The 26,966-nt window shown below is 58.5% G+C and carries 25 protein-coding genes and 1 pseudogene; 15 read left to right on the top strand and 11 right to left on the bottom strand.

The features are described 5' to 3' along the window. Positions 1 to 42: 42 nt before the first annotated feature. Entirely contained in the window at positions 43 to 1,218 is a 1,176-nt protein-coding gene (locus tag AB4O05_RS21085) for a CaiB/BaiF CoA transferase family protein (RefSeq protein WP_460135524.1), read from the top strand. Between the two features lie 22 nt (positions 1,219 to 1,240). Here AB4O05_RS21085 and AB4O05_RS21080 read toward each other — a convergent pair whose 3' ends face one another. After that, entirely contained in the window at positions 1,241 to 1,735 is a 495-nt protein-coding gene (locus AB4O05_RS21080; RefSeq protein WP_460135526.1) for a SprT family zinc-dependent metalloprotease, read from the bottom strand. A 127-nt stretch (positions 1,736 to 1,862) separates the two neighbouring features. Beyond that, entirely contained in the window at positions 1,863 to 2,465 is a 603-nt protein-coding gene (locus AB4O05_RS21075) for a Yip1 family protein (RefSeq protein WP_460135528.1), read from the bottom strand. A gap of 263 nt (positions 2,466 to 2,728) precedes the next feature. On the opposite strand from AB4O05_RS21075, the gene ttcA reads away from it, so the two are divergent. Next, on the top strand, positions 2,729 to 3,553 hold the full coding sequence (gene ttcA, locus AB4O05_RS21070; protein ID WP_025858140.1) for a tRNA 2-thiocytidine(32) synthetase TtcA: 825 nt from the start codon (positions 2,729 to 2,731) through the stop codon (positions 3,551 to 3,553). A gap of 67 nt (positions 3,554 to 3,620) precedes the next feature. Next, the gene (locus AB4O05_RS21065) at positions 3,621 to 4,292 is read left to right on the top strand and encodes a DNA-3-methyladenine glycosylase I (protein ID WP_460135530.1); all 672 of its coding nucleotides are present in this window, start codon (positions 3,621 to 3,623) and stop codon (positions 4,290 to 4,292) included. Between the two features lie 123 nt (positions 4,293 to 4,415). On the opposite strand, the gene AB4O05_RS21060 is transcribed toward AB4O05_RS21065, so the two are convergent. From AB4O05_RS21060 to arsC, 3 genes are read right to left on the bottom strand one after another with little or no spacing between them, the layout of a single operon-like run. Then, on the bottom strand, positions 4,416 to 4,823 hold the full coding sequence (locus AB4O05_RS21060) for a DUF2069 domain-containing protein (RefSeq protein ID WP_460135532.1): 408 nt from the start codon (positions 4,821 to 4,823) through the stop codon (positions 4,416 to 4,418). Then, on the bottom strand, positions 4,807 to 5,421 hold the full coding sequence (gene wrbA, locus AB4O05_RS21055) for an NAD(P)H:quinone oxidoreductase (protein WP_460135533.1): 615 nt from the start codon (positions 5,419 to 5,421) through the stop codon (positions 4,807 to 4,809). The genes AB4O05_RS21060 and wrbA overlap by 17 nt, the downstream gene beginning before the upstream one ends. Further along, the gene (gene arsC / locus AB4O05_RS21050) at positions 5,418 to 5,771 is read right to left on the bottom strand and encodes an arsenate reductase (glutaredoxin) (RefSeq protein ID WP_460135535.1); all 354 of its coding nucleotides are present in this window, start codon (positions 5,769 to 5,771) and stop codon (positions 5,418 to 5,420) included. Before arsC ends, wrbA begins: the two co-directional genes overlap by 4 nt. 115 nt (positions 5,772 to 5,886) lie before the next feature. On the opposite strand from arsC, the gene AB4O05_RS21045 reads away from it, so the two are divergent. Further along, on the top strand, positions 5,887 to 6,348 hold the full coding sequence (locus tag AB4O05_RS21045; RefSeq protein WP_460135536.1) for a redoxin domain-containing protein: 462 nt from the start codon (positions 5,887 to 5,889) through the stop codon (positions 6,346 to 6,348). Positions 6,349 to 7,455: 1,107 nt separating this feature from the next. Beyond that, complete coding sequence (locus tag AB4O05_RS21040) at positions 7,456 to 9,858, top strand: hypothetical protein (RefSeq protein WP_460135538.1); 2,403 nt, start codon at positions 7,456 to 7,458, stop codon at positions 9,856 to 9,858. Between the two features lie 165 nt (positions 9,859 to 10,023). Here the strand turns inward: AB4O05_RS21040 and AB4O05_RS21035 are convergent, their stop codons facing one another. Beyond that, the gene (locus tag AB4O05_RS21035) at positions 10,024 to 10,737 is read right to left on the bottom strand and encodes a hypothetical protein (protein WP_460135540.1); all 714 of its coding nucleotides are present in this window, start codon (positions 10,735 to 10,737) and stop codon (positions 10,024 to 10,026) included. 481 nt (positions 10,738 to 11,218) lie between these two features. Here AB4O05_RS21035 and AB4O05_RS21030 point away from each other — a divergent pair, with 481 nt between their 5' ends. The 4 genes from AB4O05_RS21030 to AB4O05_RS21015 all read left to right on the top strand — a co-directional run bounded on the left by AB4O05_RS21030 (position 11,219) and on the right by AB4O05_RS21015 (position 15,209). Then, positions 11,219 to 11,779: an ATP phosphoribosyltransferase regulatory subunit gene (locus AB4O05_RS21030; RefSeq protein WP_460137505.1), complete on the top strand. Its 561-nt coding sequence runs from the start codon at positions 11,219 to 11,221 to the stop codon at positions 11,777 to 11,779. A 101-nt stretch (positions 11,780 to 11,880) separates the two neighbouring features. Continuing rightward, on the top strand, positions 11,881 to 13,317 hold the full coding sequence (locus AB4O05_RS21025) for an IS1182 family transposase (protein WP_460135096.1): 1,437 nt from the start codon (positions 11,881 to 11,883) through the stop codon (positions 13,315 to 13,317). Between the two features lie 352 nt (positions 13,318 to 13,669). Then, positions 13,670 to 13,930, top strand: a complete 261-nt coding sequence (locus tag AB4O05_RS21020) for a hypothetical protein (RefSeq protein WP_460135542.1) — start codon at positions 13,670 to 13,672, stop codon at positions 13,928 to 13,930. Between the two features lie 802 nt (positions 13,931 to 14,732). After that, complete coding sequence (locus AB4O05_RS21015; RefSeq protein WP_128192259.1) at positions 14,733 to 15,209, top strand: hypothetical protein; 477 nt, start codon at positions 14,733 to 14,735, stop codon at positions 15,207 to 15,209. A 777-nt stretch (positions 15,210 to 15,986) separates the two neighbouring features. On the opposite strand, the gene AB4O05_RS21010 is transcribed toward AB4O05_RS21015, so the two are convergent. The 5 genes from AB4O05_RS21010 to AB4O05_RS20990 form a co-directional block, all read right to left on the bottom strand. Continuing rightward, entirely contained in the window at positions 15,987 to 16,391 is a 405-nt protein-coding gene (locus tag AB4O05_RS21010) for an META domain-containing protein (RefSeq protein WP_460135543.1), read from the bottom strand. Beyond that, a complete protein-coding gene (locus tag AB4O05_RS21005) occupies positions 16,388 to 16,828 on the bottom strand; it encodes a hypothetical protein (protein ID WP_460135544.1) in 441 nt (146 codons plus the stop codon). The genes AB4O05_RS21010 and AB4O05_RS21005 overlap by 4 nt, the downstream gene beginning before the upstream one ends. A gap of 71 nt (positions 16,829 to 16,899) precedes the next feature. After that, on the bottom strand, positions 16,900 to 17,889 hold the full coding sequence (locus tag AB4O05_RS21000; protein ID WP_460135545.1) for a 2-hydroxyacid dehydrogenase: 990 nt from the start codon (positions 17,887 to 17,889) through the stop codon (positions 16,900 to 16,902). Positions 17,890 to 18,005: 116 nt separating this feature from the next. Further along, the gene (locus AB4O05_RS20995; RefSeq protein WP_460135546.1) at positions 18,006 to 20,759 is read right to left on the bottom strand and encodes a response regulator; all 2,754 of its coding nucleotides are present in this window, start codon (positions 20,757 to 20,759) and stop codon (positions 18,006 to 18,008) included. Positions 20,760 to 20,940: 181 nt separating this feature from the next. After that, entirely contained in the window at positions 20,941 to 21,456 is a 516-nt protein-coding gene (locus tag AB4O05_RS20990) for a DUF2062 domain-containing protein (RefSeq protein WP_460135548.1), read from the bottom strand. Positions 21,457 to 21,592: 136 nt separating this feature from the next. Here AB4O05_RS20990 and AB4O05_RS20985 point away from each other — a divergent pair, with 136 nt between their 5' ends. The 6 genes and pseudogenes from AB4O05_RS20985 to kdsB form a co-directional block, all read left to right on the top strand. Continuing rightward, on the top strand, positions 21,593 to 23,848 hold the full coding sequence (locus AB4O05_RS20985; RefSeq protein ID WP_460135550.1) for a ComEC/Rec2 family competence protein: 2,256 nt from the start codon (positions 21,593 to 21,595) through the stop codon (positions 23,846 to 23,848). Positions 23,849 to 23,927: 79 nt separating this feature from the next. Next, positions 23,928 to 24,563 (top strand): MotA/TolQ/ExbB proton channel family protein, encoded by a 636-nt coding sequence (locus tag AB4O05_RS20980; protein WP_248079429.1) that lies wholly within the window; start codon positions 23,928 to 23,930, stop codon positions 24,561 to 24,563. Next, the gene (locus tag AB4O05_RS20975; protein WP_460135551.1) at positions 24,560 to 24,988 is read left to right on the top strand and encodes an ExbD/TolR family protein; all 429 of its coding nucleotides are present in this window, start codon (positions 24,560 to 24,562) and stop codon (positions 24,986 to 24,988) included. The genes AB4O05_RS20980 and AB4O05_RS20975 overlap by 4 nt, the downstream gene beginning before the upstream one ends. After that, on the top strand, positions 24,988 to 25,998 hold the full coding sequence (gene lpxK / locus AB4O05_RS20970) for a tetraacyldisaccharide 4'-kinase (protein WP_460135552.1): 1,011 nt from the start codon (positions 24,988 to 24,990) through the stop codon (positions 25,996 to 25,998). The genes AB4O05_RS20975 and lpxK overlap by 1 nt, the downstream gene beginning before the upstream one ends. Positions 25,999 to 26,022: 24 nt before the next feature. After that, a complete protein-coding gene (locus tag AB4O05_RS20965; protein ID WP_003174668.1) occupies positions 26,023 to 26,208 on the top strand; it encodes a Trm112 family protein in 186 nt (61 codons plus the stop codon). After that, positions 26,205 to 26,966 (top strand): annotated as a pseudogene (kdsB, locus tag AB4O05_RS20960) (3-deoxy-manno-octulosonate cytidylyltransferase); the annotation flags it as partial. The gene AB4O05_RS20965 and the pseudogene kdsB, both read left to right, overlap by 4 nt.

The following is a 26,966-nucleotide window of genomic DNA, read 5'->3' as shown; positions in this document are numbered from 1 at the left end:
GCTGCCTAGTCTGTAGGCATTCGAAACCGAAACGGAGTTTCCATGTCAGGTCCCTTGGCGTCCCTCAAAGTCCTGGATTTTTCCACCTTGCTCCCCGGCCCGTTCGCGTCCCTGATGCTGGCGGATATGGGCGCCGACGTGCTGCGCATCGAGTCACCCACCCGTATGGACCTGTTGCGTGTGCTGCCGCCCCACGATGGGGGAACGTCGGCGAGCCACGCCTACCTCAATCGCAACAAGCGCAGTTTGGCGCTGGACCTCAAGCAGGTCGAAGCGCTGGAGATTGTGCGGGCGTTGGTCAAGGACTACGACATTGTGCTGGAGCAGTTTCGACCGGGGGTGATGGAGCGCCTGGGCCTGGGCTACGAGGCATTGAAGGCAATCAACCCGCGGCTGATTTATGTGTCGATCACTGGCTACGGCCAGACGGGCCCGTATAAAGACCGCGCCGGGCACGACATCAACTACCTGGCCCTGGCCGGTGTGGCCAGCTACACCGGGCGCCAGGACAGTGGGCCATTGCCGTTGGGTGTGCAACTGGCGGACGTGGGCGGTGGTTCGCTGCATGCGGTGGTGGGGTTGCTGGCGGCGGTGATCGCGCGGCAGCAGAGCGGGGTGGGGCAGTACCTGGATGTGAGCATGACTGACTGTTCGTTCAGCCTCAATGCCATGGCGGGCGCGGGTTACCTGGCCTGTGGCGTAGAGCCTGGGTGGGGAAACCAAGTGCTCAATGGCGGCAGTTTCTATGATTACTACCGTTCCCGTGACGGGCGCTGGATGTCGGTGGGTAGCCTGGAACCGGCGTTTATGCAGCGCCTGTGCGCGGCATTCGGGCGACCGGAATTGGCCGCGCTGGGGTTGAACCCAGCGCGACAGCAAGCGCTGAAGCAGGCGCTGCAGGTGGAGTTTGAGAAGCGCAGCTTTGAGGAGCTGTGTGAGCTGTTTGCCAGGGTGGATGCCTGCGTGGAGCCGGTGTTAAACCTGAGCGAAGCGGTAGAGCATCCCCAGTTGAAGGCGCGGGGGCTGGTCACGCAGGTGCCTCGGGGCGATGGCTCGACGCAGGCGCAATTGGCGTGCCCGCTGAAATTTTCCGAGGGGTTGCCAGAGCCCCGGCATATGGGGGCGGCCGTGGGTGCACACAGTGATGAGGTGTTGGCAGCGTTGGGGCTAAGCGCTCAGCGGATAGCCGAGCTGCGGCGCGCCAAGGTGGTTGGGTAGGGCATGAACGGCGCCGCAAACCTCACTCCACCCGGGTTTCCCCGGTAAAGACCAGCGTCTGCCGACACCGCCGACACAAGTACCGCCGCCCCTGCGTCACCAGGCCATGGCGCTGCGACGAAAATGGAAAGTCACTGTCGGCACAGGGGCAACGGTAGATGTAGCGGGTCACCTGGCGGCGTTTTACCGCATAGGTGTGACAACGGTCCGGCGGCAGCTCGTAGACCCCGCGCATGATCAGTTGCCATTCCTCGCCGTGGGGCTGGATGCGTTCGCCAAATAATTGGTGGGCGATCAGGTGCGCCACTTCGTGGGCGACGGTCTGCTTCAGGAAATGTTGGCTGTTTTCACGGTACAACTGTGGGTTGAAACGCAGCAGGTTCTCGTGCAAATGCGCGACACCGGCCTTCTGGCCCCGCAGCTTGAGGCTGACCTGGGGGCGTTTGAAGTTTCGTTTGAAAAAGGATTCGGCTTGCAGGAAACACTCTTCGACGCGGGTATTGAGTTGCTCGGGCATGCTGTACATCTCTCCAGAGAGAGCCAGTATGCCGCAAAGCTGGGTGTTTCCGAATCTGTCAGGCGCCGAATGGTCATGCATGACGCACAAAGCCACCTTGCGGTGGCCTTGCCTACGGGTTGAACCATCAGTTGGTGTAGATAGGCCCCACGCCCAGGCCCCAGACGATCACGGTAAACGCCATGATCGCCACCAGCACCACCAGCCCTACGGCCAGTATCGAGCTGGAAAACAGAAAGCCTTCGTCCGGGTCGATGCTCATGAAGGTCGGCACGCCCACGTACAGCAGGTACACCGTGTAGCAGATCGCCGCCGTGCCCACGACCATGCCCAGCCACATATGCGGGTAGAGCGCGGCCAGCCCGCCGATGAACAGCGGTGTCGCGGTGTAGGTGGCAAACGCCACGCAACGCGCCATGCTGGGGTTGGCGTCGTAGGTGCGGGCCATCCAATGAATGAACGCTCCCATCACCGCCACGCCGCCGAGCATGGCCGCGTACGACATGATGGTCATCCACAGCGCGCTTTCCTGAGTCAGCATGACTGGGGAACGGTTGCCGATGACCCAGCCGACCTGGGTGGTGCCGATAAATGCTGATATTGCGGGGATTGCCGCGAGAATCAGGGTGTGAGTGAGGTACATGTGGCCGATGCTTTCTTCTTTATCGCCACGAATTTCCCGCCATTCCTGATCGGGATGGGTAAACAGCCCCACGACGTGATGGATCATGCCAGTCACTCCTGTCGTTATTACCATCGCCCCCCATTGGAGCGCTCACGGGCCAGATGGCCTGAAAGGTCTGGATAAATATGTGCGACCTCAAGTCGCAGTATAGGAAGGGATGACCGGAAAAACTGTGGGGCTTTAGAGCAAATTGCGCTGTAAACGTTGGGGTTAATCGCGGCGGGGTCTTTTAGCGCTAGCCCTTTTGCCTGTTTTTTTGCGTAAAATACCCGGCTTTTCGTCACACACCTGCAGCGGATCCAAGCGCCATGGGCACTCTTACGGTCAACCAGAACAAATTGCAAAAACGCCTGCGTCGCCTGGCCGGTGAAGCGGTCGCTGACTTCAACATGATCGAGGACGGCGACAAGGTCATGGTTTGCCTCTCCGGTGGCAAAGACAGCTACACCATGCTCGACGTGCTGCTGCACCTGCAAAAGGTCGCGCCGATCAAGTTCGAGATCGTCGCCGTCAACATGGACCAGAAACAGCCAGGCTTCCCGGAGCACGTGCTACCGGCCTATCTGAAAGAACTGGGCATCGAGTACCACATCGTCGAAAAAGACACCTATTCGGTGGTCAAGGAACTGATCCCGGAAGGCAAGACCACCTGCTCGCTGTGCTCGCGCCTGCGTCGTGGCACGCTCTATACGTTTGCCGATGAAATTGGCGCGACCAAGATGGCCCTGGGGCACCATCGCGACGATATCGTCGAAACCTTCTTCCTCAATATGTTCTTCAACGGCTCGCTCAAGGCCATGCCGCCCAAGCTGCGCGCCGACGATGGGCGCAACGTGGTGATTCGCCCACTGGCGTATTGCAATGAAAAGGACATCCAGGCCTACTCCGACTTCAAGCAATTCCCGATCATCCCGTGCAACTTGTGTGGCTCCCAGGAGAACCTGCAGCGCCAGGTGGTCAAGGAGATGCTGGTGGACTGGGAACGCAAGACCCCAGGGCGTACCGAGAGCATCTTCCGCAGCCTGCAGAACGTGATCCCCTCGCAGTTGGCCGACCGCAACCTGTTCGACTTCACCAGCCTGAAGATCGACGAGACCGCCGCGTCGCGCTTCGTCAATGTAGTGAACCTCTGAGCGCCGCCTAGGCTCTCACACACGGCGCTTGCGAGCGCCGTTTTCAATTCGATTCCCAGGAGAGGGCATGCGCGATTACAAGTGGCTGCACGAATATTGTCTGAACCGTTTCGGTTCAGCCGCCGAGCTGGAAGCCCACCTGCCGGTGCCCAAGAGCCCGGCGCAATTGCGCAAGATCAGCGATGACCGTTACCTGTCGACCCTGGCGCTGCGTGTGTTTCGCGCGGGCTTGAAGCACAGCGTGGTGGATGCCAAATGGCCGGCCTTCGAGCAGGTGTTCTTCGGCTTCGACCCGGAAAAGGTCGTGTTGATGGGGACCGAGCATCTTGAACGGCTGATGCAGGACACGCGCATCATCCGCCACCTGGGCAAGCTCAAGAGTGTGCCGCGTAATGCGCAGTTGATCCTGGATATCGAGCAGGAAAAAGGCAGCTTTGGCGCGTTTATCGCCGACTGGCCGGTGACCGATATCGTCGGCCTGTGGAAGTACCTGAGCAAGCACGGCCACCAGTTGGGCGGGCTGTCCGCACCGCGCTTCCTGCGTATGGTGGGCAAGGACACCTTTGTGCCCAGTGATGATGTGGTGGCGGCATTGAACGCGCAGAAGATCGTCGACAAGGCGCCGACCAGCCTGCGCGACCTGGCCACGGTGCAGGGCGCGTTCAACCAGTGGCACGCCGAGAGTGGACGGCCGATGTGCCAGTTGTCGATGATGCTGGCATATACGGTGAATCATTGAGGCCGAGGTGATGCCTTCGCGAGCAAGCCCGCTCCCGCATTTTTCCGCGTACATCCTTTGAAATGCGGTCGATGTGGGAGCGGGCTTGCTCGCGAAGACTGACTGTCCGGCACCAAATCGCTATCAGGCTGCCGCCAAGTGCCGATTCAACTGATGCCGCCAGCGCACATACAACAGCGCCGTACAAAACACCGCCACACTCGCGAGCATCTCCAGCACCCCGAACCACTGGCGGTTCGGGTCATACGCCGCCAGCGCGCCCTTGATGAAATACAGGTTCACCGCAAAGCACATCCACGAATGCCCGCGCGCGCTGCCCAGGAGCATCCCCGGTGCCAGCACCAGCAGCGGCACCAGTTCGATCAGCAGGATCACCCACGGACGCGCGCCATGCAGGTCGGCAACGAACAGGTAGTACGCGCAGAGCAGGCCCACCAGGGCGAAAAAGGCCAGCAGGCTCAACACGCGTGCAACCTTGACCCGAGGCTCCAGCCACGCCTGGGGCGGCAGGACTTTAGGCTTTCTGGCCACTGCCGTTCTCCAGCAGTGTGGCGATTTTCGCCAGGCGCAGGCCCAAGGCCTTGCACAGGGCGATTTCATGTTGATCGAGCAGGCGCTTGCCGTCGGGCCCGGCATGGTGGCTGGCGCCATACGGCGTGCCGCCGCCCTGGGTGTCGAGCAGCGCCTGTTCGCTGTAGGGCAGGCCGGTGATCAGCATGCCGTGGTGCAACAGTGGCAGCAGCATCGACATCAGTGTGGTTTCCTGGCCGCCGTGCAGGCTGGCGGTGGAGGTGAACACCCCCGCCGGTTTGCCGACCAGGGCGCCGGTGAGCCACAGGTTGCTGGTGCTGTCGATAAAGTACTTGAGCGGCGCGGCCATGTTGCCGAAACGCGTCGGGCTGCCCAAGGCCAGGCCCGAGCAGTTTTTCAGGTCATCCAGGCTGGCATACAGCGCGCCTTCATCGGGGATGCTCGGCGCCACGGCTTCGCACTCGGTGGAGATCGCCGGCACGGTGCGCAGACGCGCTTCCATGCCACCTTGCTCGATGCCCCGGGCAATGTGCCGGGCCATTTCGCTGACCGAGCCGTTGCGGCTGTAATACAGCACCAGCACATACGGTGTGGTCACGGCAGAATCTCCAGCACATTTTCCGCTGGGCGGCCAATGATGGCCTTGCTGGCGGTCTCCAGGATCGGGCGCTCCATCAGCTTGGGGTGTTCGGCAATGGCGGCGATCAGTTGGGCTTCGTCGAGGCTTGGGTCGGCGAGGTTGAGGCTTTTGTATTCATCTTCGCCGGTGCGCAGCAATTGCCGCGCGCTGAGCCCGAGCTTGGCGAGCAGGGCCTGGATTTGTCCCGCATTCAGCGGGGTTTCCAGGTAGCGCACCACGGTTGGGGCGAGGCCGCGGGCTTCCAGCAGTTCGAGCGCTCCGCGGGATTTCGAGCAGCGCGGGTTGTGATAAAGCGTCAGGTCGGTCATGTGCGGGTCGCATCTTGCGTAAGGTGGCGGGTATTCTACCCGCGCGGCGCCTTGTCCTTAAACCGTAAGAGGCGATAGGTCGCAGCCAACGTTCATTTCTGCGAAGGATAACCCCATGACACGTCGACTGATCGGTGCATTGGCGATCATTACAACCCTGCTGCTCAGCGGCTGCGGCAATGACTATGGCATTGACCAGTATGGCCAGAAAGTCGCGGCCGAGCGCCTGGACAAGCAATGGCTGGTGGTCAACTACTGGGCGGAATGGTGCGGCCCGTGCCGTACGGAAATCCCGGAGCTCAATGCCTTGGCTGAACAGCTCAAAGGGCAGGGCGTGGGGGTGTTTGGGGTCAATTTCGACAATGTGCAGGGTGCAGAGCTGAAGGACGCCAGCGACAAGCTGGGGATCAAGTTCACCGTGCTGGCGCAGAACCCGGACGGTATCTTTGATATTCCCCGCAGCGAAGGCTTGCCGGTGACCTACATCATCGATGACAAGGGCAAGGTGCGTGAGCAGTTGATGGGGGAGCAGACGGCGCAAGGTGTGTTGGCCAAGCTTAAGGCCCTGCGCGGTTAAAAAGTGCCCCCAATCCATCACCGAAAAGGCTGATGTTTTTCGCTCATGACCGGCAGCAGTCGACCCAAAGCTGCCCTTTGCGAAGGGCGGCAGTCGGCCAGAAGAGGACGTTCAGGAGTGGCTACTTCCGGCCAAAACCAACCGATCACAAGCGACCGTTTTCGATTAAAGTAGCCGTTCGACCTATGTAATAGTGAACTGGTTAAGTTGAATCTGCCCAGTGATGGTAATAGGTCGACTGGATTGTTTTTGGAGTTTGATGATGGGTTTCTCCACAACGTTGTGGGAATGGTACGGCCAAGATGAATACAAACGTGTTCTTGCAGTGTGCGAGGCAATTCCGGCTCTTGAGTTCCTCGCACTGACATCGGATATGCAGCAGAAAACCATCCCGGATTGCCCTGCATGTGAAACCTGGTCACAGATGATCCTTCCGTTGAACGAGGTTCTTACAGTCTGTGGCAGCGCGTTACCAGCGCAGATCAATACACGGCTGCGAGACCTTTGGGAGCGATGCAATAGCCTTACTGAGGCTGCATTCTGCTGTCATGATCGACTGATATTCGATCATGACGAGTGGCGGCCAATAAGGACTGCGTCCGCAGATGTGCTCGATCTAATGGAGCTAATAGACATCAATCCATTCCTGGATGATTTGCTACTGGATTGCGGAAACCTTGCTCGCGGAATATAACGTTGAGCATTTTTACAATCAAGTGACGATATTGGCGTGCATATCGACGTGCCCTGCCTACTGCCTGCTTTTGGCCAATCGCTGCCAGTCGCCACCGGCTGCGATCGGCCAAAAGCCGTCACTGAGTGTCTACGAAAGCCGGGGCGATTCACTCGGCTTTGTAACGAATATTTTGGCGGCGTAAATCGCGGTGCTCGCTCAGGAGATTGGAGATAGACAAGTAACTCCACGCGATGGGAAGAACGGCGTATTGGATGCGCAGTTATCGGCGCTGGATACGGCAACTGTTGACGGCGTGCCGCTTAATAGCAGAAAACGTAGTATGGGCTAAACCCACAGGGCGAGCGCCGTTCTAGCCGATGTCAATCTTTTAGGGGGCTGCCCGCTCCTCCCACCAAGGACTGCCCACCGTAATGACTAAGACCAGAGATAATCACTTCGTAGCACAATGGCATCAGAAGGGCTTTATCGACGCTGGAGAGAAACTTTGCTACTTAACCCGCAGGGATATTGTTCGAAACGGGCAGAACGAAACGATATATTCGAAGAAGTGGCGCACCCCAGCTCAACAATTTTATAGGAAAGATCTTTACTCTACATTTTTTGGTGACGAGGTTAACGACGACATAGAGCAAAAGTTGTTTGGCCCCATTGACGACAGCGGCTCCAAGGCCATTCGGGCATTTTCAACAAACGATCAGTCTCAGTGGCATAATAACTTTGAAAGTTTTTTTACGTATCTGGATGCTCAAAAACTGCGAACGCCGAAAGGTCTGGATTGGATTCAAAGCAAATACCCTGAACTAAGCCAACTCTCTCTCATGACAGAGATGCAATCGCTACGATCCATACATTGCACCCTGTGGGCGGAAGGGGTCCGCGAGTTGGTGTCCGCGGAAAACTCTGACGTTAAATTTATTGTTTCAGATCATCCGGTCACCATTTATAACTACGCTTGCCCGCCCGATTCACTAATGTGCGAGTACCCTAGCGACCCAGATATAGCACTGAAAGGATCTCAGACAATATTCCCCCTAAATAAGAATCGCTGTTTAATTCTCACAAACTTGGAATTTGCTAAAAACCCTAATGCGGTCGACCCACTCGAACCACGCACAAACGCTAATCGTGTTCGTCAAAGCCTCGTAAATACAATTGAGTTCATCAACTCCCGAAATCTAACCTCAGAGGAAGTTACAAAAATAAATTATATTATCAAGAGCAGAGCCGAGTCTGTGGCTGCTGGGAAAGAAGAGTGGCTTTATCCAGAACTAGAAATAACTGCTGACTGGGCGGAGTTAAAAAGTTTATTACTTCCGCCAAAAGATATGATTTACAGGTTTGGTGGAGAAATGTACGCCTCTTTTGCTGATGGCTCCGTTCACTACCAAGATGCATTCGGGCGGACCGAGCCCCACGATGAGTTTCTAAACAAGAATATTGTCGAGGAGTCTATTAGCCGGAACGGGAATTGTGGCTGTGGTAGCGGCCGAAAGTATAAAAACTGTTGCCGGAACACTCCGATCGAGCTTCGAACGACGTGGAGTGTCGCCAGCGTTCGAGAGCGAAACCTAGCATTCTGCAACTGCATACGAGAAGTTTTAGGACTCAGCAATGGTAAGTGTTGGCAAGACGTGCGTCGAGAGCTGACCAACGAACAAATTTCAGAAATTTATAAATTTTACGGGATTCTTTGGCCTCGCAGCACCGACATTTATGCGATGCTGCCGAAGCCGGACGGTAAATTTCGGGCGCTTTATAGCGGAATATTGGACGTTCGCGTCATAAGCGAGAACGCATTACCAGCGGCATCTTTTTTTGACGAGTTCCTTATACAAACGCCTGTTACCAATCCTAATAATATTCGCCCAGAATTCAGCCCAATCCAATCGCCAGCTAAGTACAAGTATCAAGCATTAAAAGAATTTCTTTTCATGCTTGATATAGAGCCACTCATTGCGCATGGATTAGTAAACCTTATTCCCGACCCCTCTGATTTCGACAGTGCTCTAATGAGCGCAATGTTAGAAATGGCGAGAGGCCGGTCTAAAAATCGCACCAAAGACGTTATGAGCGTAGAAGACTTAAAGGTAGGCTATAAACTGCAACTGGACGATCTACTTAATTCGACCGCCATGATGCCGAGCGAGGCGAGAGTTCAGTTTTTGGTTCATGATTTCGGGCTGACGCACGAGGATGCTGAAACAGCTGTGTCTGAACTAGAGCTACTAGCGGAATCTTCTCCGCTAATGTTGTTACAAAAACTGGACTATCCTGAGGGAGGACAGTTCATGCAATTTCGAATGGGGCCGAACTACGAAATGGCATTATTCTTAGCTCAAGTAACCGGCTCGATTTTGGTCACGGATAGTAGTTCAAGATGGCGTGAATTAATTACGGCGCAACACCGCGACCAAGGAATTGTTAACTACCCATGGAACAGCGGGCTAGGCCAATTTTGCTCACTTCCAGTTGATTACGATTTTTTACAAAATCTTCGTAAAAGCAATGGCTTATTCTCGGAGTGTAGAGATTTTTTGAAAAGCGCGAATAATTTAGTCCTGAATGATGATCGCGACAGCTCAAAAATATCAAGACTGACTAATCAAGCTGCTACGCTGCAGCAGAGAATTCTTCAAGCTAATGAACATGACAAGATTGTAAGTTTAGAAATACTTTCCCCTAGCGGTGGACTGTATGACGCAAGCGTGCAGCGATTGTTAGTTAGATCAAGCTGTATGCGGTACGAAAATAAAGTTAGATCGGTGTATGGCATTGCGCTTTCAAATACAAATACTGAATCGCCCCTAGTTTAATAGTCACTTTCTAATGGCCGCTTCTGGCCGAAAGCAGTCCGTCAGAAAAATTCATATTGCTCATCATCGGGCTTGCTGGTGACTAGCTTGAATGGCTCGCCTACCGCATGACTGCAAGACCCAACGCATTCACGTGGGGAACCACAACGTTAATTAAACGATTACTTATAGCCGGGCGTACACGGCTTCAAAATCGCGGAGAGCTTGGTTCACCTTGTAGCGAAGCATCAGCGACGCGGAAAGCTTCACCATCGCCTCGAACAGAACATGCCCTGATTCAATCTCACACTGACCGACGCAACTCCCTCCATGGCCTCCAGGCTTATAAGCGTAGACAGTGTAGAAAACCCTATCAGGCTCGCGATTCAGTCCCGCCGAAAGATGAGTGACAGAGCTCTCTGTCACAACGAGGTCGGGGAGTGAAAACTCCAATACATCATCGAATGGAATGAACAGAGCTGAAGCGGACATCACGAATAGGCTCGCGATATCCAACGCCTCTTCAACATTTTTAAGCTCAGGCGTTGCGTACTCGTGCTCGAGAATATTTCGCATATCGACGACTTTACGCAACAGACTTGGCGCCAATAACCCAAGCGCCCTTAACCGTTCGATCTTCTTCGGCACGTTCCATCGAAGTGAGGGATAGCCGAAAGAGATCAGCAACTGATCAAGCTGAGAGACAATGGCGCGTTTTGCATTGGTCGTTGCATTGACAAGAGCCGCCAAACCGCCCCGTTCAAAATCATCCTCCGCCAAGGTCAAAAATTCGACTGGTGAGGTTTTCAACTCAGTCATTTCGAAACCGCCACCCCCCAACGCTACCCCACATTTGCTCATATCGAATCCATGAGCGAGGCAAAACTCTTTAATATCCATTGATTCGCCCTGTTTTTATTTATACCAAATGATCGATAGTTGCCTGTCAGTAGATTTCATATTACCCATCATGAGGTTTGCTGCTGACCAGCTTGATTCCGAACCGTTGAATGGCCGCTTTCGACCCAGGCTGTGTGAAAACGGGTTCGGTGGGACGCGTCGCCGGTTTGTCAAAAAATGCGGTGGCTTGTAGGCGCTCCCGCTTTTGTGCAAGGATTCGCTATGACTCAATTTATTCCAAGCAATCGCCATCATCATCACGGACCTCGCTCAGGGTGCCGCGGTTGCGTACGCTCATCGATTAATCAGAGTTCGAAACATCGATTCTGACCACTCAGTGAACCAAACCAAGGCGCCAATGGCGCCTTTTTTATTGCCTGTAATTTGGAGATTATGAAAATGACTATGCTTCGTGGAACTCGAATAGTGACTGGGAAAGAAGCTGCAATCATGCGTGAGATAGAAGGCCGTTTTCGGAGCTATCTTCATCAATGCCGGGGCTGAAGAGGCCATAGTTCCTGCGCTATGGGGCCAGGACACTTTTATTGAGAAAACCGGCGGGAGTGAAATCATCGGACAAATGTGGGCCTTCAATGACAAGGCCGGACGTCCTTGTTGCCTCATCCCAGAAGCAACCGCGCTCTTTCAGGAGCGCAACGGTGTGCTTCTCGGGTCACGAGAAGAAGCGATGTTTTTCTATGTGGCGCGATGTTACCGGTATGAACGACCCCAAGCCGGTCGTTATCGCGAATTCACTCAACTGGGACTCGAAATTCTTAGTCCCACACCAGCACAGGCTTTGGCGCGTAGCCAAACAATTTGCACTGGCTTTCTTGATTCGCTGGGACTGGAATATGAACTCAGTCTCGCAGTGAAGCGTGGACTAAGTTATTACCTTGAGGGGAATGGCTTCGAGGTGCGTTGTCCCGTATTGGGCGCACAACAACAAGTTGTCGGCGGCGGTGCCTATCGAGAAGGAGCTGGGTTCGGCATCGGACTTGAACGGTTGGTGCTGGCCTCAGGAATGACTCGGAGTCTTTGATCTTTAAGGCGCCTCCACCAGGAGGCGCTTTCAAACCAGACAGGGTGAAATGGTCTTGGCTTGTCTAAACTTCTTTCGTCGAGATCGTAGCGGGGGCGATCATGAAGCGATTTATTGAAGGTGAGGCTCGGACGCAAGTCACCTTGCTGCCGGAGTGTCTGGACGATTACGTAGCCGAAGAAAATTCAGTCCGAGTGGTCGACGTTTTCGTCGATGAACTCGACCTGGGCGCACTTGGTTTTGGGGGCGTCGATCCTGCCGCAACGGGTCGTCCGGCCTACCACCCAGCGGTGTTGCTGAAGATCTATATCTACGGCTATCTCAATCGGATTCAGTCCAGCCGCCGACTTGAGCGTGAGGCCGAGCGCAACGTCGAGTTGATGTGGCTAACGGGGCGTTTGGCTCCGGACTTCAAAACCATTGCCGACTTTCGCAAAGACAACGGCAAAGCCATTCGCAGCGTATGCCGCCAGTTCGTAGTTCTTTGCCGCAACCTCAATCTCTTCTCTCAGTCGATCATCGCTATCGACGGCAGCAAATTCAAAGCCGTCAATAATCGCGACCGCAACTTCACTCAGGGCAAGGTGAAGGCACGCATGCAGCAGATTGAGCAGAGCATTGATCGCTATCTGGCGGCGATGGATTCGGCGGATCGGGCCACGCCCGAAGTGGCCGAGGCCAAAGCAGAGCGGCTTAAGGAAAAGATAGAAACACTGAAAAAGCAGATGCAGAAACTCAAGGAAATCGAGGCGCAGCTCCACGAAAGTCCAGACCAGCAGATCTCCCTCACAGACCCAGATGCACGCTCAATGGCCACGAGCGGCCGAGGCACCGGAACCGTTGGCTACAACGTACAAACAGCTGTCGACGACAAACACCATCTGATCATTGCCCATGAGGTGACCAACGTGGGTAATGATCGTGGGCAACTGAGCAATATGGCGAACCAGGCGCGTGAAGAAATCGAGGCTGAATCGCTAACGGTGGTGGCCGACCGAGGCTATTACAAAGGTCTGGAAATCCTTGCTTGCGAGCAAGCCGGCATCACTACCTACGTACCGAAACCCCTCACATCTGGCAGCAAAGCCGAAGGCAGATTCGGCAAGCAGGATTTCATTTATCTTATTACGTCGGACGAGTATCGATGCCCTGCGGGGCAGTTACTAACCAGGCGGCATTCGTCGATGGAAGACGGCATGTTATTGCATTGTTACTACTTCTCGGGCTGCCAGTCCTGCTCAATGCAAAAGCAATGTACGACGGGTAAGGAGCGCCGGGTGAAGCGCTGGGAACATGAGGCTGTAGTCGACGCGATGCAGCTTCGGCTAGAACATGATCCAGCGATGATGAGGGTTCGTCGACAGACCGTTGAGCATCCTTTTGGAACGCTCAAATATTGGATGGGAGCCACCCACTTCCTGACCAAAACACTTCCGCGGGTAAGTACCGAAATGAGCCTTCACGTGCTCGCATACAACCTCAAACGAATGATGAGCATCTTCGGCGTCGCAGGACTGCTTGAGGCGATCAGGGCGTGAATCCAGCCGCTTGCTCGCCCGTGAGTAGCCGTTTGGGCCGCTGACGCGCCCCAAACGGCATTACGAACGTCTATGTAGCTGACTAAGGTAATTCGCACTTCCGCCCACTGATTCCACAGGCAACCCTCGCGACTCACTGTTTTCGACGCGTTTAGCGCGTTTTCACACAGCCTGGACCCAAAGCTGCCCTTTGCGAAGGGCGGCAGTCGGCCAAAAGCTGCCTGTGGTGACCGGTTGAGTCCACAGCCAGAAGTGAACGTTATCGAACGCACAGCATCGCCCCAAACGGGTCGATCGCGGCGTCTTTGAAAACCGGGGCGATTCAGATCATCTGACAATGATTAGAAACATTATGATCCACAATGATGGGGTAGCCACTGACTATCATAAAGCTCTCTGCAAAAAAGAGAAGAAGACCGAATTTGAGAAAAGGTTAATCAAAGCAATTGAGAGAACTGAGGGGGTAGAGGTAAACCTTTTCAACGGCATCATCGTCGATGAGCGATTTCTCAGATACGCGGTGGCTGAATTCAATCGCTACGCTACAGCTTTGGAGCAAACAATCCAGAGCCGCCATCGTCAAAGCCCATCCCATAAGCTTTCATCACTGTAATCGTCATGTGAAGGAATGGTGCCGATCCGACCATCGATCTCTCTGAAATGAGCGCCGCCGATCCCGCCGATATAGTCGGAATTCGGTGCGCGGGAGTTCTCACCAATGCCGCTGTCTGTCCGATAGACAACATCGTGCTCCATTGCGAGCGACACCCATCCGGTGCCATCACATTTTGTGCATCCACCTCTCACACCACCATCACCGCCGCAGCGAGGGCACAGGGATCCGAGAGCGGCTTTCGCTGGTGCAGGTGCAGGAGTTGATGAGACGGGGAGGACAGGCCTGGAAGGCTTCTTGATTCCAGCGAGTCGAGGTGCAAGCGGGTCGATCTTCGGCTCAGGCCGATCATACTCGGCAATGTGACGCTTCATAACGTGCTTTGCAATTTTGACATTGCAGACCGGACATGGAGCGACCTCAATCTTGTTGCGATAGGGCAGCGGGTTGGACGTTGTCTCAGAGTGGTCGGCCTTGTCTTTGGTGCTTTTACGAGCAGGTGCCTTCTCGCCAAAGACGCTGAGCTGCGCGGGTTTACCCCGCTATCACTGAGCTTGCCAAATTTTGTCATCGACAGTTCGTTACCTTGCTCTGCCGCTCGCTTAAACGGAACCGAGCAAAAGCTGCTACGTCACCAAGCACGATGTGGCCTTGCCGGGAGTGATGGCCAAGTGACATAGTGGCACGTGACACGACTTGCCCGCGAAAACGTTGACTAGGAAAAGGTTGATCCGTTACCGAAGCCAAGTATATCGCTCAGGGATGGAGTCAAAACCCAAAAGCAGATCACCAGGAGATTGGAGTGCAGTTCTATCACTTTGCTATTTTCAAGAAGGATGATGAATTCTTGGCTGTATTCGCTAACCAGAATACGGAATGGGAAAAGGGCCACTATCAAGAGCAAGGTTATATTTTTCTGATGTATGTATCTGCCTTCACTGCGAATGGGGCAGTAGAAGTAGCGAAGCAAAATACAAACTCGGAAATTGGCCGCTTACAAGCAGAGCTTGCGGCTTTGAGATTTGAACATCAGAAAGTATTGAATGAAAACAACAATCTAAAATTCAGCAGCCAATTCGGCAACTTCCCACAAGCCAGCCATTTTAATCCATTGGATGTATTAGGATTCAAGGAGATGCCTTCCAAGGAAGAACTCAAGAAAAAAGTTAAACTGCTTTCTCAGAGAATTCATCCTGACAAGGAAGGTAGCGGCTTCTTGATGACTTTGATCAATCAAGCAAATGATGCCTTGCTGCAACAGCTCAACAATAATTATTGATGACTATTACATGAACGGGTTTATCACCCGTTCATAACGCTCCCAGAGCAGATTCAGATTTGATCCTGAACAGGTCAGAACGAAATCAGAACGAAAAGAACCGCTTCATCAGGGCTGCTTTCAAGACCAGTCGGGTTCTCTCTGCTTGGGCTTGGCTTCCTCAGGCACAGGCCTAGAAGCGGTGCGACGAGGTGCAGGGTCATTGTCCCAGTTGCCAGAGCGCTACAGGTGCTGATAACAGGGCTAATGGTGCGGCCCAAACCAAGGCGTGCGCGGCAGATATTCAAGCGCATCACGAACGACACAAGCAGATACGTGAGCGGATGCAAGATTATGAACGCATACGTGAGAGGCACTTCGAAAGTGCTACATTACGCAACGTAATGAGCGCGAGCTTGACTGAGATCGAAGCGACCACCGCTTAGCGCTTGCTGCTCTACAGTGAAGTCGAAGAAGCCGAACCCAGTGCGCTCATGATGATGTAAGCACTCACCGCAATGTCCGCTTTTGGCCGTTCTCTGCCTGCTGCATAAGGCAGCTAGTCGGGTCGGAGGTATGGGGCGAATGGAGTCAAATGGTACATAAATGGTACGAGGTAAAAATGAATTAGCTGTAGGCCTTTGGTTTAAAGGCCCTTTGGTTCAGTAGTTCCAATCCAATGTGGGAGCGAGCAAGCCCGCTCGCCACAGAGGCCCCGTTTGCTGCGCGACAGCGCTACGCCGAAGAGGGAGTGGGGCCTCCCACATTCTTGGATCTCCACTCAGTCCAGAATCAGGATCAGCCTTCTTCAAGCCACAGGCGAATCGGTTTGCCTTCGGCCGGCCAGAAACGGGTCTGTTCGATCGGCGAGATGTCCCAGCGCTGTACGCCCTGCAAGGCCTGGAAGAAGCGGTGTTCCTGCTCCATCAGGGCTTCGCCGCAGAGCTTGCGGGTACTGCCGATCTTGCCAAAGCTGAGCTTGTCGCCGTCCACGGTGTACGGCGCAAACCAGTGGTTGCAACCGCCATTGCCATAGGCGCGACCATCGGCGCCGAGGGTAACGGTCAGGTGCGCGTAGTCCATCAGCGGGCGTTCACCAATCCATTCCACCACGTAGCTGTGATCCTGCTGAAGCTTGACGGGATCGCCGGCGCAACCGGCCAGGCCCGCACCCATGGCGGCGAGCAGCAGCAGGCCCTTCATTGCGCGGCCTTCTGGCATGTCGGGCAGCGGTGCTTGTCGCCTTCGCTGGCCCAGCCCAACTCGGCAATGCGCGCATTGGCGGCCGGTTGCAGCGGCTCTTTGGTCAGTTTGGTCTCTACGGCGAATTCAAACTCCAGCACGGCGTCGCAGCTGTCGCAATTGACCTTCCAGGTATGAATCTCCAGTTCGCCGAATTTCGGCCCCTGGGCCATGGCCACCCATTGGCCCGCCGGGCGGATGGAGTAGCGCGCATCACCTTCGACGGTCAGGCGCATCGACAGGGTTTTACTGCCGCGCAGGGTGACGATCAGGACATCGCCATGCTTGATCGAACCACCGTTGCCGGTGACCTGGTAACGGCCCGGCACCAGGGCGCGGCATTCGATCAGAGTGTGTTGCGGGCTCAGCAAGCTGAAGCGGAAATCGTGTTCGGCCATGGATCCTCCAAATAGGCGCGGCATCCTATCACGGGTGCCCGCTTATCATGAGCCTGCTATGTGACCGCTGATCATCCTTGTACCTGGTTTTGCGCACGGCCCTCTGCCCACGCGGCGATGTTGGCCAACGTGGTGCCGGCGATCGCCGCCAGGGCCTCGCGGGTGAGAAACGCCTGGTGCGCGGTGATGATCACGTTGGGGAAGGTCAGCAGGCGCGCGAGTACGTCATCCTGCAGGGGCAGGTCCGAGCGGTCCTCGAAAAACAGCTGGGCTTCTTCTTCGTACACGTCCAGCCCCAGGTAGCCGAGCTGGCCGTCCTTGAGGGCTTCGATAAGAGCCGGGGTGTCCACCAGGCCGCCGCGACCGGTATTGATCAACATTGCGCCGGGCTGCATCTGCGCCAGCGAGCGGGCGTTGATCAGGTGCTTGCTCTCGGCGGTCAGCGGGCAGTGCAGGCTGATGATACGGGCGTCGGCCAATAGCTCCGGCAGGCTCACATAACGCGCGCCGAGGGCCAGTACCTGTGGATTGGGGTGTGGATCGCAGGCGAGCAGCTTGCAGCCGAAGCCGCTCATGATTTTGGCGAACGTGGCGCCAATCTGCCCGGTGCCGACCACGCCGACGGTCTTGCCCACCAGGTCGAAGCCGGTCAGGCCGTGCAGGCTGAAGTCGCCATCGCGGGTGCGGTTGTAGGCGCGGTGCAAGCGGCGGTTGAGGGCGAGGATCAGCGCCACCGCGTGCTCGGCCACGGCGTGGGGCGAATAAGCGGGCACGCGCACGATGGTCAGCCCCAGACGCCTGGCGGCTGCAAGGTCGACATGGTTGTACCCGGCCGAACGCAGGGCGATCAGCCGGGTCCCGCCATTGGCCAGGTGTTCCAGCACCGGGGCGCTGAGGTCATCGTTGATAAAGGCGCAAACCACTTCGTGGTGTTCGGCCAGCGCCACGGTGTCGAGGTTCAGGCGGGCCGGTTGGAATTGCAGCACCAGCCCCGGCGGCAATGGCTCGCCGAGGAAACTGTCGCGGTCGTAGGCCTGGCTGCTGAAAAGAATCACGCGCATCAAAAAAGCTCCCTGCAATTATCAGGTGAAGGCCCCGGTGGCGCGGTTTTTTGTGGTGCCGGGCCTGCCTCATGCGAGGCTGGCTCGCCCACCACAAACGCCCGGTTTCTATAGGGTCAGGCGCTGACCCGCGCTTCACTGGCCAGCCGGGCAATGGCCATATCCAGTTCGTCGAGCGCGGCGATGGCCTTGGCGTCGTCCTGCTTGAGCAGGGTTTCGGTGCGCTGGCAGGCGGCGCGCAGTTGTGGCACGCCACAGTAGCGGGTAGCGCCGTGCAGGCGATGCACGCGTTCGATCAGGGCGAGGTTGTCTTTGGCGTCGCGGGCGACGTGAATGGCCTGGCGGTCGGCCTCCAGGGAGGCCAGCAGCATGGCGAGCATATCGGCGGCCAGGTCGGTCTTGCCGGCGGCCAGGCGCAGTCCTTCCTCGTGGTCCAGCACCGGCAATTGCACGCCGGGGCCGAGGCCTTCGGTGACGCGTTCCGGCGCCTGGTTGCGCAGGGCCAGTCCGGTCCACTTCAACACCACCTGGGCCAGTTGTCGTTCGCTGATGGGTTTGGTCAGGTAGTCGTCCATGCCGCTTTGCAGCAGGGCGCGTTTCTCGTTGGCCATGGCGTGGGCGGTGAGGGCGACCACCGGCAACGGCGTGCCGTGGCGTTCGCTTTCCCACTGGCGGATGGCCGCGGTGCTCTGGCGGCCGTCCATGCCGGGCATTTGCACATCCATCAGCACCAGGTCGAAGGTGTTCTGTTTCACCGCGTCGACCGCCGCGTAGCCGCTTTCCACGGCATGCACCCGTGCGCCCATGTCTTCCAGCAGGGTCTGCACCAGCAGCAGGTTCGCCGGGTTGTCATCCACACACAGCACGCGTGGCGCGCGGCTGCTCAGCGGCTCGCCGGGTTCGCTGCGCGAGGGGCGCGGGCTGATCAGGTCGGACAGGGCGCGACGCAGCTTGCGCGTGCAGGCGGGCTTGGCCTGCAGTTGGCTGTTGGGGTTGGGTACCGACTGGTTGAACAGCATCTGTTCGGTGGTGGGGCATAGCACCAGCACCTTGCAGCCCATGTGTTCGAGGTCCCACAGGTGTTGGTTGAGGCGTTCGGGCGGAATGTTGTTGGCCGTCACGCCGAGTACCGCCAGGTCGATGGCCTGCTCGGTCTGATGGGCGCTGGTAATGCCGTTGGTCAGGCTTTCGAGGGTGTTGAACGGCGTGACCTCCAGGCCGCAGTCTTCCAGTTGGTGCTGCAAAGCCTGGCGCGCCAGGTCGTGATTCTCCAGCACGGCCACGCGATGCCCCAGCAGCGGCGCGCAAGGCAGGTCTTCGACGTCGTCGCGGGTCTTGGGCAGGTTCAGGCTGATCCAGAATTCCGAGCCTTCGCCCGGCGTGCTGTCGACGCCGATCTCACCGCCCATCTGTTCGATCAGGCGCTTGGAGATCACCAGGCCCAAGCCGGTGCCGCCGGGCTGGCGCGACAGCGAGTTGTCTGCCTGGCTGAACGCCTGGAACAACGCGCGCACATCCTGGTTGGACAGGCCGATGCCGGTGTCCTGCACGCTGATGCGCAGTTGCACGCTGTCTTCCTGTTCGTCCTCGATCATCGCCCGCGCGACAATGGTCCCTTCGCGGGTGAATTTGATCGCATTGCTGATCAGGTTGGTGAGGATCTGCTTGAGCCGCAGCGGGTCGCCTACCAGTGCCAGCGGTGTATCGCGGTACACCAGGCTCACCAGTTCCAGCTGCTTGGCATGGGCAGCGGGGGCGAGGATGGTCAGGGTGTCCTGCAGCAAGTCCCGCAGGTTGAAGGGGATGCTGTCGAGCACCAGCTTGCCGGCCTCGATCTTCGAGAAGTCGAGGATCTCGTTGATGATGCCCAGCAGGTTGTCGGCGGATTTTTCGATGGTGCCCAGGTAATCGAGCTGGCGCGGCGTGAGTTCGCTTTTTTGCAGCAGGTGGGTAAAGCCGAGGATACCGTTGAGCGGCGTACGGATTTCATGGCTCATGTTGGCCAGGAACTCCGACTTGATACGGCTGGCTTCCAGTGCTTCCTTGCGCGCCAGGTCGAGCTCGATGTTCTGGATCTCGATGGTTTCCAGGTTCTGGCGTACGTCTTCGGTGGCCTGGTCGATGCTGTGCTGCAGTTCTTCCTGGGCGTTTTGCAGGGTTTCGGCCATGCGGTTGATGCCCGAGGCGAGCTGGTCCAGCTCCTGGCTGCCCAGCGGGGGCAGGCGGGTTTCGAGGTTGCCGTCCTTGAGTTGGGCCACGGCTTGCTTGATCTGGCCAAGTGGCGAGTTGATCGTGCGGCTGATGCGCAGCGCCAGGGCCGCGGTGGCGATCAGGCCGATGGCAATCAGCAGCAGGCTGGCGAACAGGCTGCGGTAACCGCGCAGCAACATGCCGTTGTGGGACAGTTCCACCTCGACCCAACCCAGCAGACGGTCTGCTTCGTCGGGGATCACGTCGCCCGCCAGGTTGCGATGGCGGCCAAACACCGGCAGCAGGTAGCGGGTGGCGTCGTTGCCGGTGCGTTTCAGCAGATGGGAACTGTTGCCGATCGGTGCCGGGTTGAGCATGGTCGGCCCGGCGTGGGCCAGGGGCGTGCGGTCTGGCGCGAGGAACGACACGGTGCGCACGTCCGTCTGCTCCAGCGATTGGGTGGCGATGCGTTCCAGCAGGTCGGTGTTTCTGCTGCCCAGGGCCGGGGCCACCAGGGGCGCCAATTGTTCAGCGATCATTTCGCCGCGTTGCAGCAATTGGGTCTGCAACTCGGAGAGCTGCATCCAGGTGAAGTAGCCCCCCAACAGCAGGGCCATCAGGCTGGTCGGTAATAAGGTCAGCAACAGTACGCGGCCTTTTATCCCCATTCTTCTAAGCACGCCATTCTCCTGCTACCACACTGATGTCAATCTTCCGCGCAGGCATCCGGCCCACGCCACCTGCGCAGTGTAGCCATTTGCGCGGCTTGGAATCTTGCAAATTAACGACAGAGGGCAAACTTGGCGCCAGGGGGGGCGCGAAGGCGATTAATGGCACCAGCGTTTGCTGGCCCGTCAGGTATCAACCGCGACGTTGCTTGCGTTTCTTCCACTGATGCGCGACCCACCAGCGCCAATAGCCCATGGTCAGGCAATAGGCCAGCGCGCCCAGCACCAGCCCCAGCACCACCGAGCCCAGCAGGAAGGGCTGCCACACTGTGCTCAGTTGGCCACTGATCCACTCCCAGGTCAGGTCGTCGGGCAGACTGCGTGGCGGCACATTCATCAGCCAGGCGCCGGTCATGTAGGTGCAGAAAAACACCACCGGCATGGTGATCGGGTTGGTCAGCCATACCAGGCTGACGGCGATGGGCATGTTGCCGCGCACGGCAATCGCCAACACCGCTGCCAATAGCATCTGTAATGGGATCGGGATGAACGCCGCGAATAAACCCACCGCCATGGCGCGTGCCACCGAGTGCCGGTTCAGGTGCCAGAGGTTCGGGTCATGCAGCAGCGTGCCAAGAAACTGTAATGACTTGTGTTCCCTGATACTGGTGGGGTCGGGCATGTACCGTTTGAATAAACGACGGGGCATAAGGGGTCCAGGTCAGTTCGAGGGGCAAGTATGCGCGTATTCTATAAACAGAAAATTCAGACTTTGTGACAAAACATCATAAGGCACCCCCGAGCATCCGGCTAAGACTGAATGGATCACTGCACAGGGATGATTCATGAAGAAAGGGATGTTCGCGCTCGCGCTGGGGCTGCTTGCCCTGCGTTTTTTGCCGGCACTGCCATCCATGGGTTGGCTGATAGCCATGCCGGTGCTGGCCTTGATGATGCTGCCATTTCGCACGTATCCGCTGGCATTCTTCCTGCTCGGGCTGAGCTGGGCGAGCATCAGCGCGCAGTGGGCGCTCGAGGATCGATTGCGGCCGACGCTGGATGGCCAGACCCGCTGGCTGGAGGGGCGGGTGGTTGGCTTGCCGCAACAGACGGCCACGGGCGTGCGGTTTGAACTGATCGACAGTCGCTCGCGCAACGCCCGCCTGCCCAAGCGCATCCGGGTCTCCTGGCACGGCGGGCCACCGGTACGCAGCGGCGAGCGCTGGCGCCTGGCCGTGACGCTCAAGCGGCCCGCCGGGTTGCTCAATTTTCATGGGTTTGATCATGAGGCCTGGCTGCTGGCCCAGCGTATCGGCGCCACTGGTTCGGTGAAGGATGGCGAACGCCTGGCGCCGGCCCGCAATGCCTGGCGCGACACGCTCCGCCAGCGCCTGATGGCCGTGGATGGCCAGGGCCGCGAGGCCGGGTTGGCGGCCCTGGTGCTGGGGGATGGCTCCGGGCTGGCGGCGCAGGATTGGCAAGTGCTGCAGGACACCGGCACCGTGCATCTGCTGGTGATTTCCGGCCAGCACATTGGCTTGCTGGCGGGGTTGATCTACGGCCTGGTCGCGCTGCTGGCCCGCTACGGCTGCTGGCCCGGCGCCTGGCCCTGGTTGCCTTGTGCCTGTGGCCTGGCGTTTGCCGCGGCGTTGGGCTACGGCCTGCTGGCAGGGTTCGGTGTGCCGGTGCAGCGGGCCTGCGTGATGGTGGGGCTGGTGCTGCTGTGGCGTGTGCGCTTTCGCCATCTGGGGCTCTGGTGGCCGTTGTTGCTGGCGCTCAATGGCGTGCTGGTGCTTGAGCCGTTGGCCAGCCTGCAGCCGGGGTTCTGGTTGTCGTTTGCGGCGGTCGCCGTGCTGGTCCTCGCGTTCGGTGGACGCCTGGGGCCTTGGAGTGTCTGGCACGCCTGGACCCGGCCCCAGTGGCTGATTGCCATTGGTCTGTTTCCGGTGCTGTTGATGCTGGGGTTGCCCATCAGCCTCAGCGCGCCGTTGGCCAACCTGGTGGCCGTGCCGTGGATCAGCCTGGTCGTGCTGCCGTTGGCATTGTCGGGTACGGCGTTGTTGCTGGTGCCACCCGTGGGCGAAGGGCTGCTGTGGTTGGCGGGCGGGGCGCTGGGCGGGTTGTTCAAGGGTTTGGCGCTGTTGGCTGGGCATTTGCCCGCATGGGTCCCGGCGCAGCTGCCCTTGGGTTATGGGTGGGTGAGCCTGGCGGGCGCGGTGTTATTGCTGCTGCCCAACGGCGTACCGTTGCGCTTGCTGGGTTGGCCGATGTTGCTGCTGGCGGTGTTTCCACCGCGCGATCCCGTGCTCCATGGGCGGGTGGAGGTGCTGCAACTGGATGTCGGGCAGGGGCAAGCGGTGATCCTGCGCACCCGCCAGCACGCCTTGCTCTACGATGCCGGGCCGCGCTCGGGGGCGACTGATCTCGGTGCGCGCGTGGTGCTGCCGGCGTTGAAAAAACTGGGCATCGGGGCATTGGACATGCTGCTGCTCAGCCACGCCGATGCCGATCATGCCGGTGGTGCGGCGGCGGTTGCCCGTGGAATGCCGATCAAGCGCGTGGTGGGTGGCGAAACCGAGGGGTTGCCTGCGTTTCTTGGCACCCAGCCCTGTATCAGCGGTGAGCGCTGGGCGTGGGACGGCGTGTCATTCGAACTATGGCAGTGGCCCGAAGCGGTTGATGGCAACCCTAAATCCTGTGTGTTGCAGGTCGAAGCCAATGGCGAGCGGCTGTTGCTCACCGGCGATATTGATCGCGCCGCGGAGCGTGCGTTTCTCGCCTCATCATTGGCGGTGCGCACCGATTGGCTGCAGGCGCCCCACCATGGCAGTCGCAGTTCGTCGTCGTGGCCTTTTCTACAACGGTTGGCGCCCACGTCGGTGCTGGTTTCCCGAGGGCGTGGCAACGCGTTTGGCCATCCTCACCCGCAGGTGATGGCGCGCTACCAGGCATTGGGCAGCCGGGTGTACGACAGCGCTGAACAGGGCGCGGTGCACCTGCAACTGGGCGCTTTCCAGCCACCAACCGTTGCGCGCGGTCAACGCCGTTTTTGGCGCGATGCGTTACCGTCATCCAGCGTCGCCAAAGCGCCGAGCCCGTGACAGACGGCTCGACGGCTGACGAACCCCGCTGCCGAACCTATATGGTAAAGTGGCGCACTTTTTCGAGGGGACATTCACTGTGTGGGAACTGGTCAAATCCGGCGGCTGGATGATGTTGCCGATCATCTTGAGCTCCATCGCCGCACTCGGCATCGTTGCCGAACGCCTGTGGACCCTGCGCGCCAGTCGCGTCACGCCCGAGCATCTGCTGGGCCAGGTCTGGGGCTGGATCAAGAACAAACAGCTGGACAAGGAAAAACTCAAGGCACTGCGCGCCGACTCACCGCTGGGTGAAATCCTCGCTGCGGGCCTGGCCAACTCCAAGCATGGTCGCGAGATCATGAAAGAGTGCATCGAAGAGGCCGCCGCTCGGGTTATCCATGAGCTGGAGCGCTATATCAACGCCCTCGGCACCATCGCCGCCATGGCGCCGCTGCTGGGGCTGCTGGGTACGGTGCTGGGCATGATCGATATTTTCAGTTCGTTCATGGGGGCGGGTATGAGTACCAACGCCGCCGTGCTGGCGGGGGGGATCTCCAAGGCCTTGATCACCACGGCGGCGGGCCTGATGGTCGGTATTCCTTCGGTATTCTTTCACCGTTTCCTGCAACGCCGTATCGACGAGCTGGTGGTCGGTATGGAACAGGAGGCTATCAAGCTGGTGGAAGTGGTGCAGGGCGACCGTGATGTAGACCTGGTTGGGGACAAAGCGTGAAATTTCGCCGCAAGCAACGGGAAAATGTCGATATCAACCTCGCGTCGCTGATCGACGTGGTGTTTATCCTGCTCCTGTTTTTTGTCGTCACCACCACGTTCACCCGGCAGACCGAACTGCGTGTCGACTTGCCTGAAGCGGTGAGCGGTTCCCCGGCCGAGGACCAGGAAGTCAAGCAACTGGACATCGCCATCAGCGCCGACGGGGTGTTTTCGGTGAATAACCAGTTACTGGAGAAAAACGATCTCGCTGGCTTGATGGCTGCCCTGGAGAAAGAGTCCGGCGGAGACACCAAAATGCCATTGTCCATCAGCGCCGATGGCAAGACCCAGCACCAGGCCGTGATCACCGCGATGGACGCCGCCGGCAAGCTGGGTTTCAGCCATCTGCGCATGAGCACGGTCGAGGCGGCGAGCCAACCCTGATGGCCATGTCCGATCGTTTGCTCAAGGCCTGGTATGAAGGCCATCCGGCGCTCGCGTTGCTGCGGCCGCTGGAGTCACTGTACCGCCGGGTGGTGCAGCGCAAGCGCGCGCGTTTCCTGGCGGGCGAGGGCGCGATTTACCGGGCGCCGGTGCCGGTGGTGGTGGTCGGTAATATCACCGTGGGAGGCACCGGCAAAACGCCGTTGATCCTGTGGTTGATCGACCACTGCCGGCGCAGCGGGTTGCGCGTCGGGGTGGTCAGCCGAGGCTATGGCGCCAAGCCGCCGCGACTGCCGTGGCGAGTCGAGGCCAGCCACAGCGCCGAGGTGGCGGGCGACGAACCGTTGCTGATCGTGCAGCGCTGCGGCGTTCCCCTGATGATCGATCCCGACCGTAGCCGCGCGGTCAAGGCACTGCTGGCCAGCGAACCCCTCGACCTGATTCTCTCCGACGACGGCCTGCAACACTACCGCCTGGCCCGCGACCTGGAATTGGTGTTAATCGACGCCGCCCGTGGCCTGGGCAACCGCCGCTGCCTGCCCGCCGGGCCGTTGCGCGAGCCGGTTGAGCGCCTGCAGAGTGTTGATGCGCTGCTCTACAACGGCGCCGGTTCGGATGGCGATGGTGGCTTTGCCTTCCGTTTGATGCCTGCCGCGCTGGTCAACCTGCACGACGACGAGCGCCAGTCGGTGGAGCACTTTCCTGAGGGCCAGCAGGTGCATGCAGTCGCCGGTATCGGCAACCCGCAACGTTTCTTCACGACCCTTGAAACGCTACACTGGCGGCCGATACCCCATGCTTTTGCCGACCACGCGCCCTATAGCGCCGAGGTTTTGAATTTTACGCCGTCATTGCCGCTGGTCATGACTGAGAAAGACGCGGTGAAGTGCCGCGCCTTTGCCCAGCCCGACTGGTGGTACCTTGCGGTGGATGCGGTGCCGTCGCCGGCGTTCGTCGCCTGGTTCGACACGCAGCTGATGCGCCTGTTGCCCGCCCGTCTCTCGCCTTAAAACGCCTCTTTCCAGGAAACACTCATGGACACCAAACTGCTCGACATCCTCGCTTGCCCGATCTGCAAAGGCCCGCTCAAGCTCAGCGCCGACAAAACCGAGCTGATCAGCAAGGGCGCCGGCCTGGCCTACCCGATCCGTGATGGCATCCCGGTGATGCTGGAAAGCGAAGCCCGGACCCTGACCACCGATGAGCGCCTGGATAAATGACCACAGCCTTTACCGTTGTCATTCCGTCGCGCTACGCCTCGACTCGCCTGCCGGGCAAGCCGCTGCAACTGATCGGCGACAAGCCGATGATCCAGCTGGTGTGGGAGCAGGCCTGCAAAAGCAGCGCCGAGCGGGTGGTCGTGGCGACCGACGACCCGCGCATCATCGACGCCTGCACAGCGTTCGGCGCCGAAGCAGTGCTGACGCGCGAAGACCACAATTCCGGCACCGACCGCCTGGCGGAAGTGGCCACGCAGCTTGGCCTGGCGGCCGACGCCATCGTGGTCAATGTGCAAGGTGACGAGCCGCTGATTCCGCCAAGCGTGATCGACCAGGTGGCCGCCAACCTGGCCGCCCATGCCGAAGCCCGTATGGCGACCCTGGCCGAGCCGATCGAAGATATCGCCACGCTGCTCAACCCGAACGTGGTCAAAGTGGTCAGTGATGTGAATGGCCTGGCGCTGACCTTCAGCCGTTCAACCCTGCCTTGGGCGCGTGACGCCTTTGCCAGGAGCCGCGATGTGCTGCCAGAAGGCGTGCCTTACCGCCGCCATATCGGCATCTACGCGTATCGCGCCGGCTTCCTGCATGACTTCGTCAGTTGGGGGCCGTGCTGGCTGGAAAACACCGAAGCCCTGGAGCAACTGCGGGCTCTTTGGCATGGCGTGCGTATCCACGTCGGCGATGCCCTCGAAGCGCCACCTGCCGGTGTCGATACTCAGGAAGACCTTGAGCGCGTCCGTCGCCTGCTGGGGGGC

The organism is Pseudomonas sp. S1_G07 (assembly GCF_054668565.1).
The sequence above is the reverse complement of the archived record's forward strand: the minus strand, read 5'-3'. Positions and strand labels throughout refer to the sequence as shown.

Excerpts from the sequence above, each read along its gene's own strand:
- AB4O05_RS21035 (WP_460135540.1), bottom strand. The coding sequence starts at position 10,737 with ATGGATATTAAAGAGTTTTGCCTCGCTCATGGATTCGATATGAGCAAA.
- lpxK (WP_460135552.1), top strand. The coding sequence starts at position 24,988 with ATGGCCATGTCCGATCGTTTGCTCAAGGCCTGGTATGAAGGCCATCCG.
- AB4O05_RS21065 (WP_460135530.1), top strand. The coding sequence starts at position 3,621 with ATGCGCGATTACAAGTGGCTGCACGAATATTGTCTGAACCGTTTCGGT.
- AB4O05_RS21010 (WP_460135543.1), bottom strand. The coding sequence starts at position 16,391 with ATGAAGGGCCTGCTGCTGCTCGCCGCCATGGGTGCGGGCCTGGCCGGT.
- AB4O05_RS21005 (WP_460135544.1), bottom strand. The coding sequence starts at position 16,828 with ATGGCCGAACACGATTTCCGCTTCAGCTTGCTGAGCCCGCAACACACT.
- AB4O05_RS21020 (WP_460135542.1), top strand. The coding sequence starts at position 13,670 with ATGATCCACAATGATGGGGTAGCCACTGACTATCATAAAGCTCTCTGC.
- arsC (WP_460135535.1), bottom strand. The coding sequence starts at position 5,771 with ATGACCGACCTGACGCTTTATCACAACCCGCGCTGCTCGAAATCCCGC.
- AB4O05_RS21045 (WP_460135536.1), top strand. The coding sequence starts at position 5,887 with ATGACACGTCGACTGATCGGTGCATTGGCGATCATTACAACCCTGCTG.
- AB4O05_RS20965 (WP_003174668.1), top strand. The coding sequence starts at position 26,023 with ATGGACACCAAACTGCTCGACATCCTCGCTTGCCCGATCTGCAAAGGC.
- AB4O05_RS21040 (WP_460135538.1), top strand. The coding sequence starts at position 7,456 with ATGACTAAGACCAGAGATAATCACTTCGTAGCACAATGGCATCAGAAG.
- ttcA (WP_025858140.1), top strand. The coding sequence starts at position 2,729 with ATGGGCACTCTTACGGTCAACCAGAACAAATTGCAAAAACGCCTGCGT.
- AB4O05_RS21025 (WP_460135096.1), top strand. The coding sequence starts at position 11,881 with ATGAAGCGATTTATTGAAGGTGAGGCTCGGACGCAAGTCACCTTGCTG.
- AB4O05_RS21085 (WP_460135524.1), top strand. The coding sequence starts at position 43 with ATGTCAGGTCCCTTGGCGTCCCTCAAAGTCCTGGATTTTTCCACCTTG.
- AB4O05_RS21075 (WP_460135528.1), bottom strand. The coding sequence starts at position 2,465 with ATGATCCATCACGTCGTGGGGCTGTTTACCCATCCCGATCAGGAATGG.
- AB4O05_RS20985 (WP_460135550.1), top strand. The coding sequence starts at position 21,593 with ATGAAGAAAGGGATGTTCGCGCTCGCGCTGGGGCTGCTTGCCCTGCGT.
- AB4O05_RS20990 (WP_460135548.1), bottom strand. The coding sequence starts at position 21,456 with ATGCCCCGTCGTTTATTCAAACGGTACATGCCCGACCCCACCAGTATC.
- AB4O05_RS21000 (WP_460135545.1), bottom strand. The coding sequence starts at position 17,889 with ATGCGCGTGATTCTTTTCAGCAGCCAGGCCTACGACCGCGACAGTTTC.
- AB4O05_RS21080 (WP_460135526.1), bottom strand. The coding sequence starts at position 1,735 with ATGCCCGAGCAACTCAATACCCGCGTCGAAGAGTGTTTCCTGCAAGCC.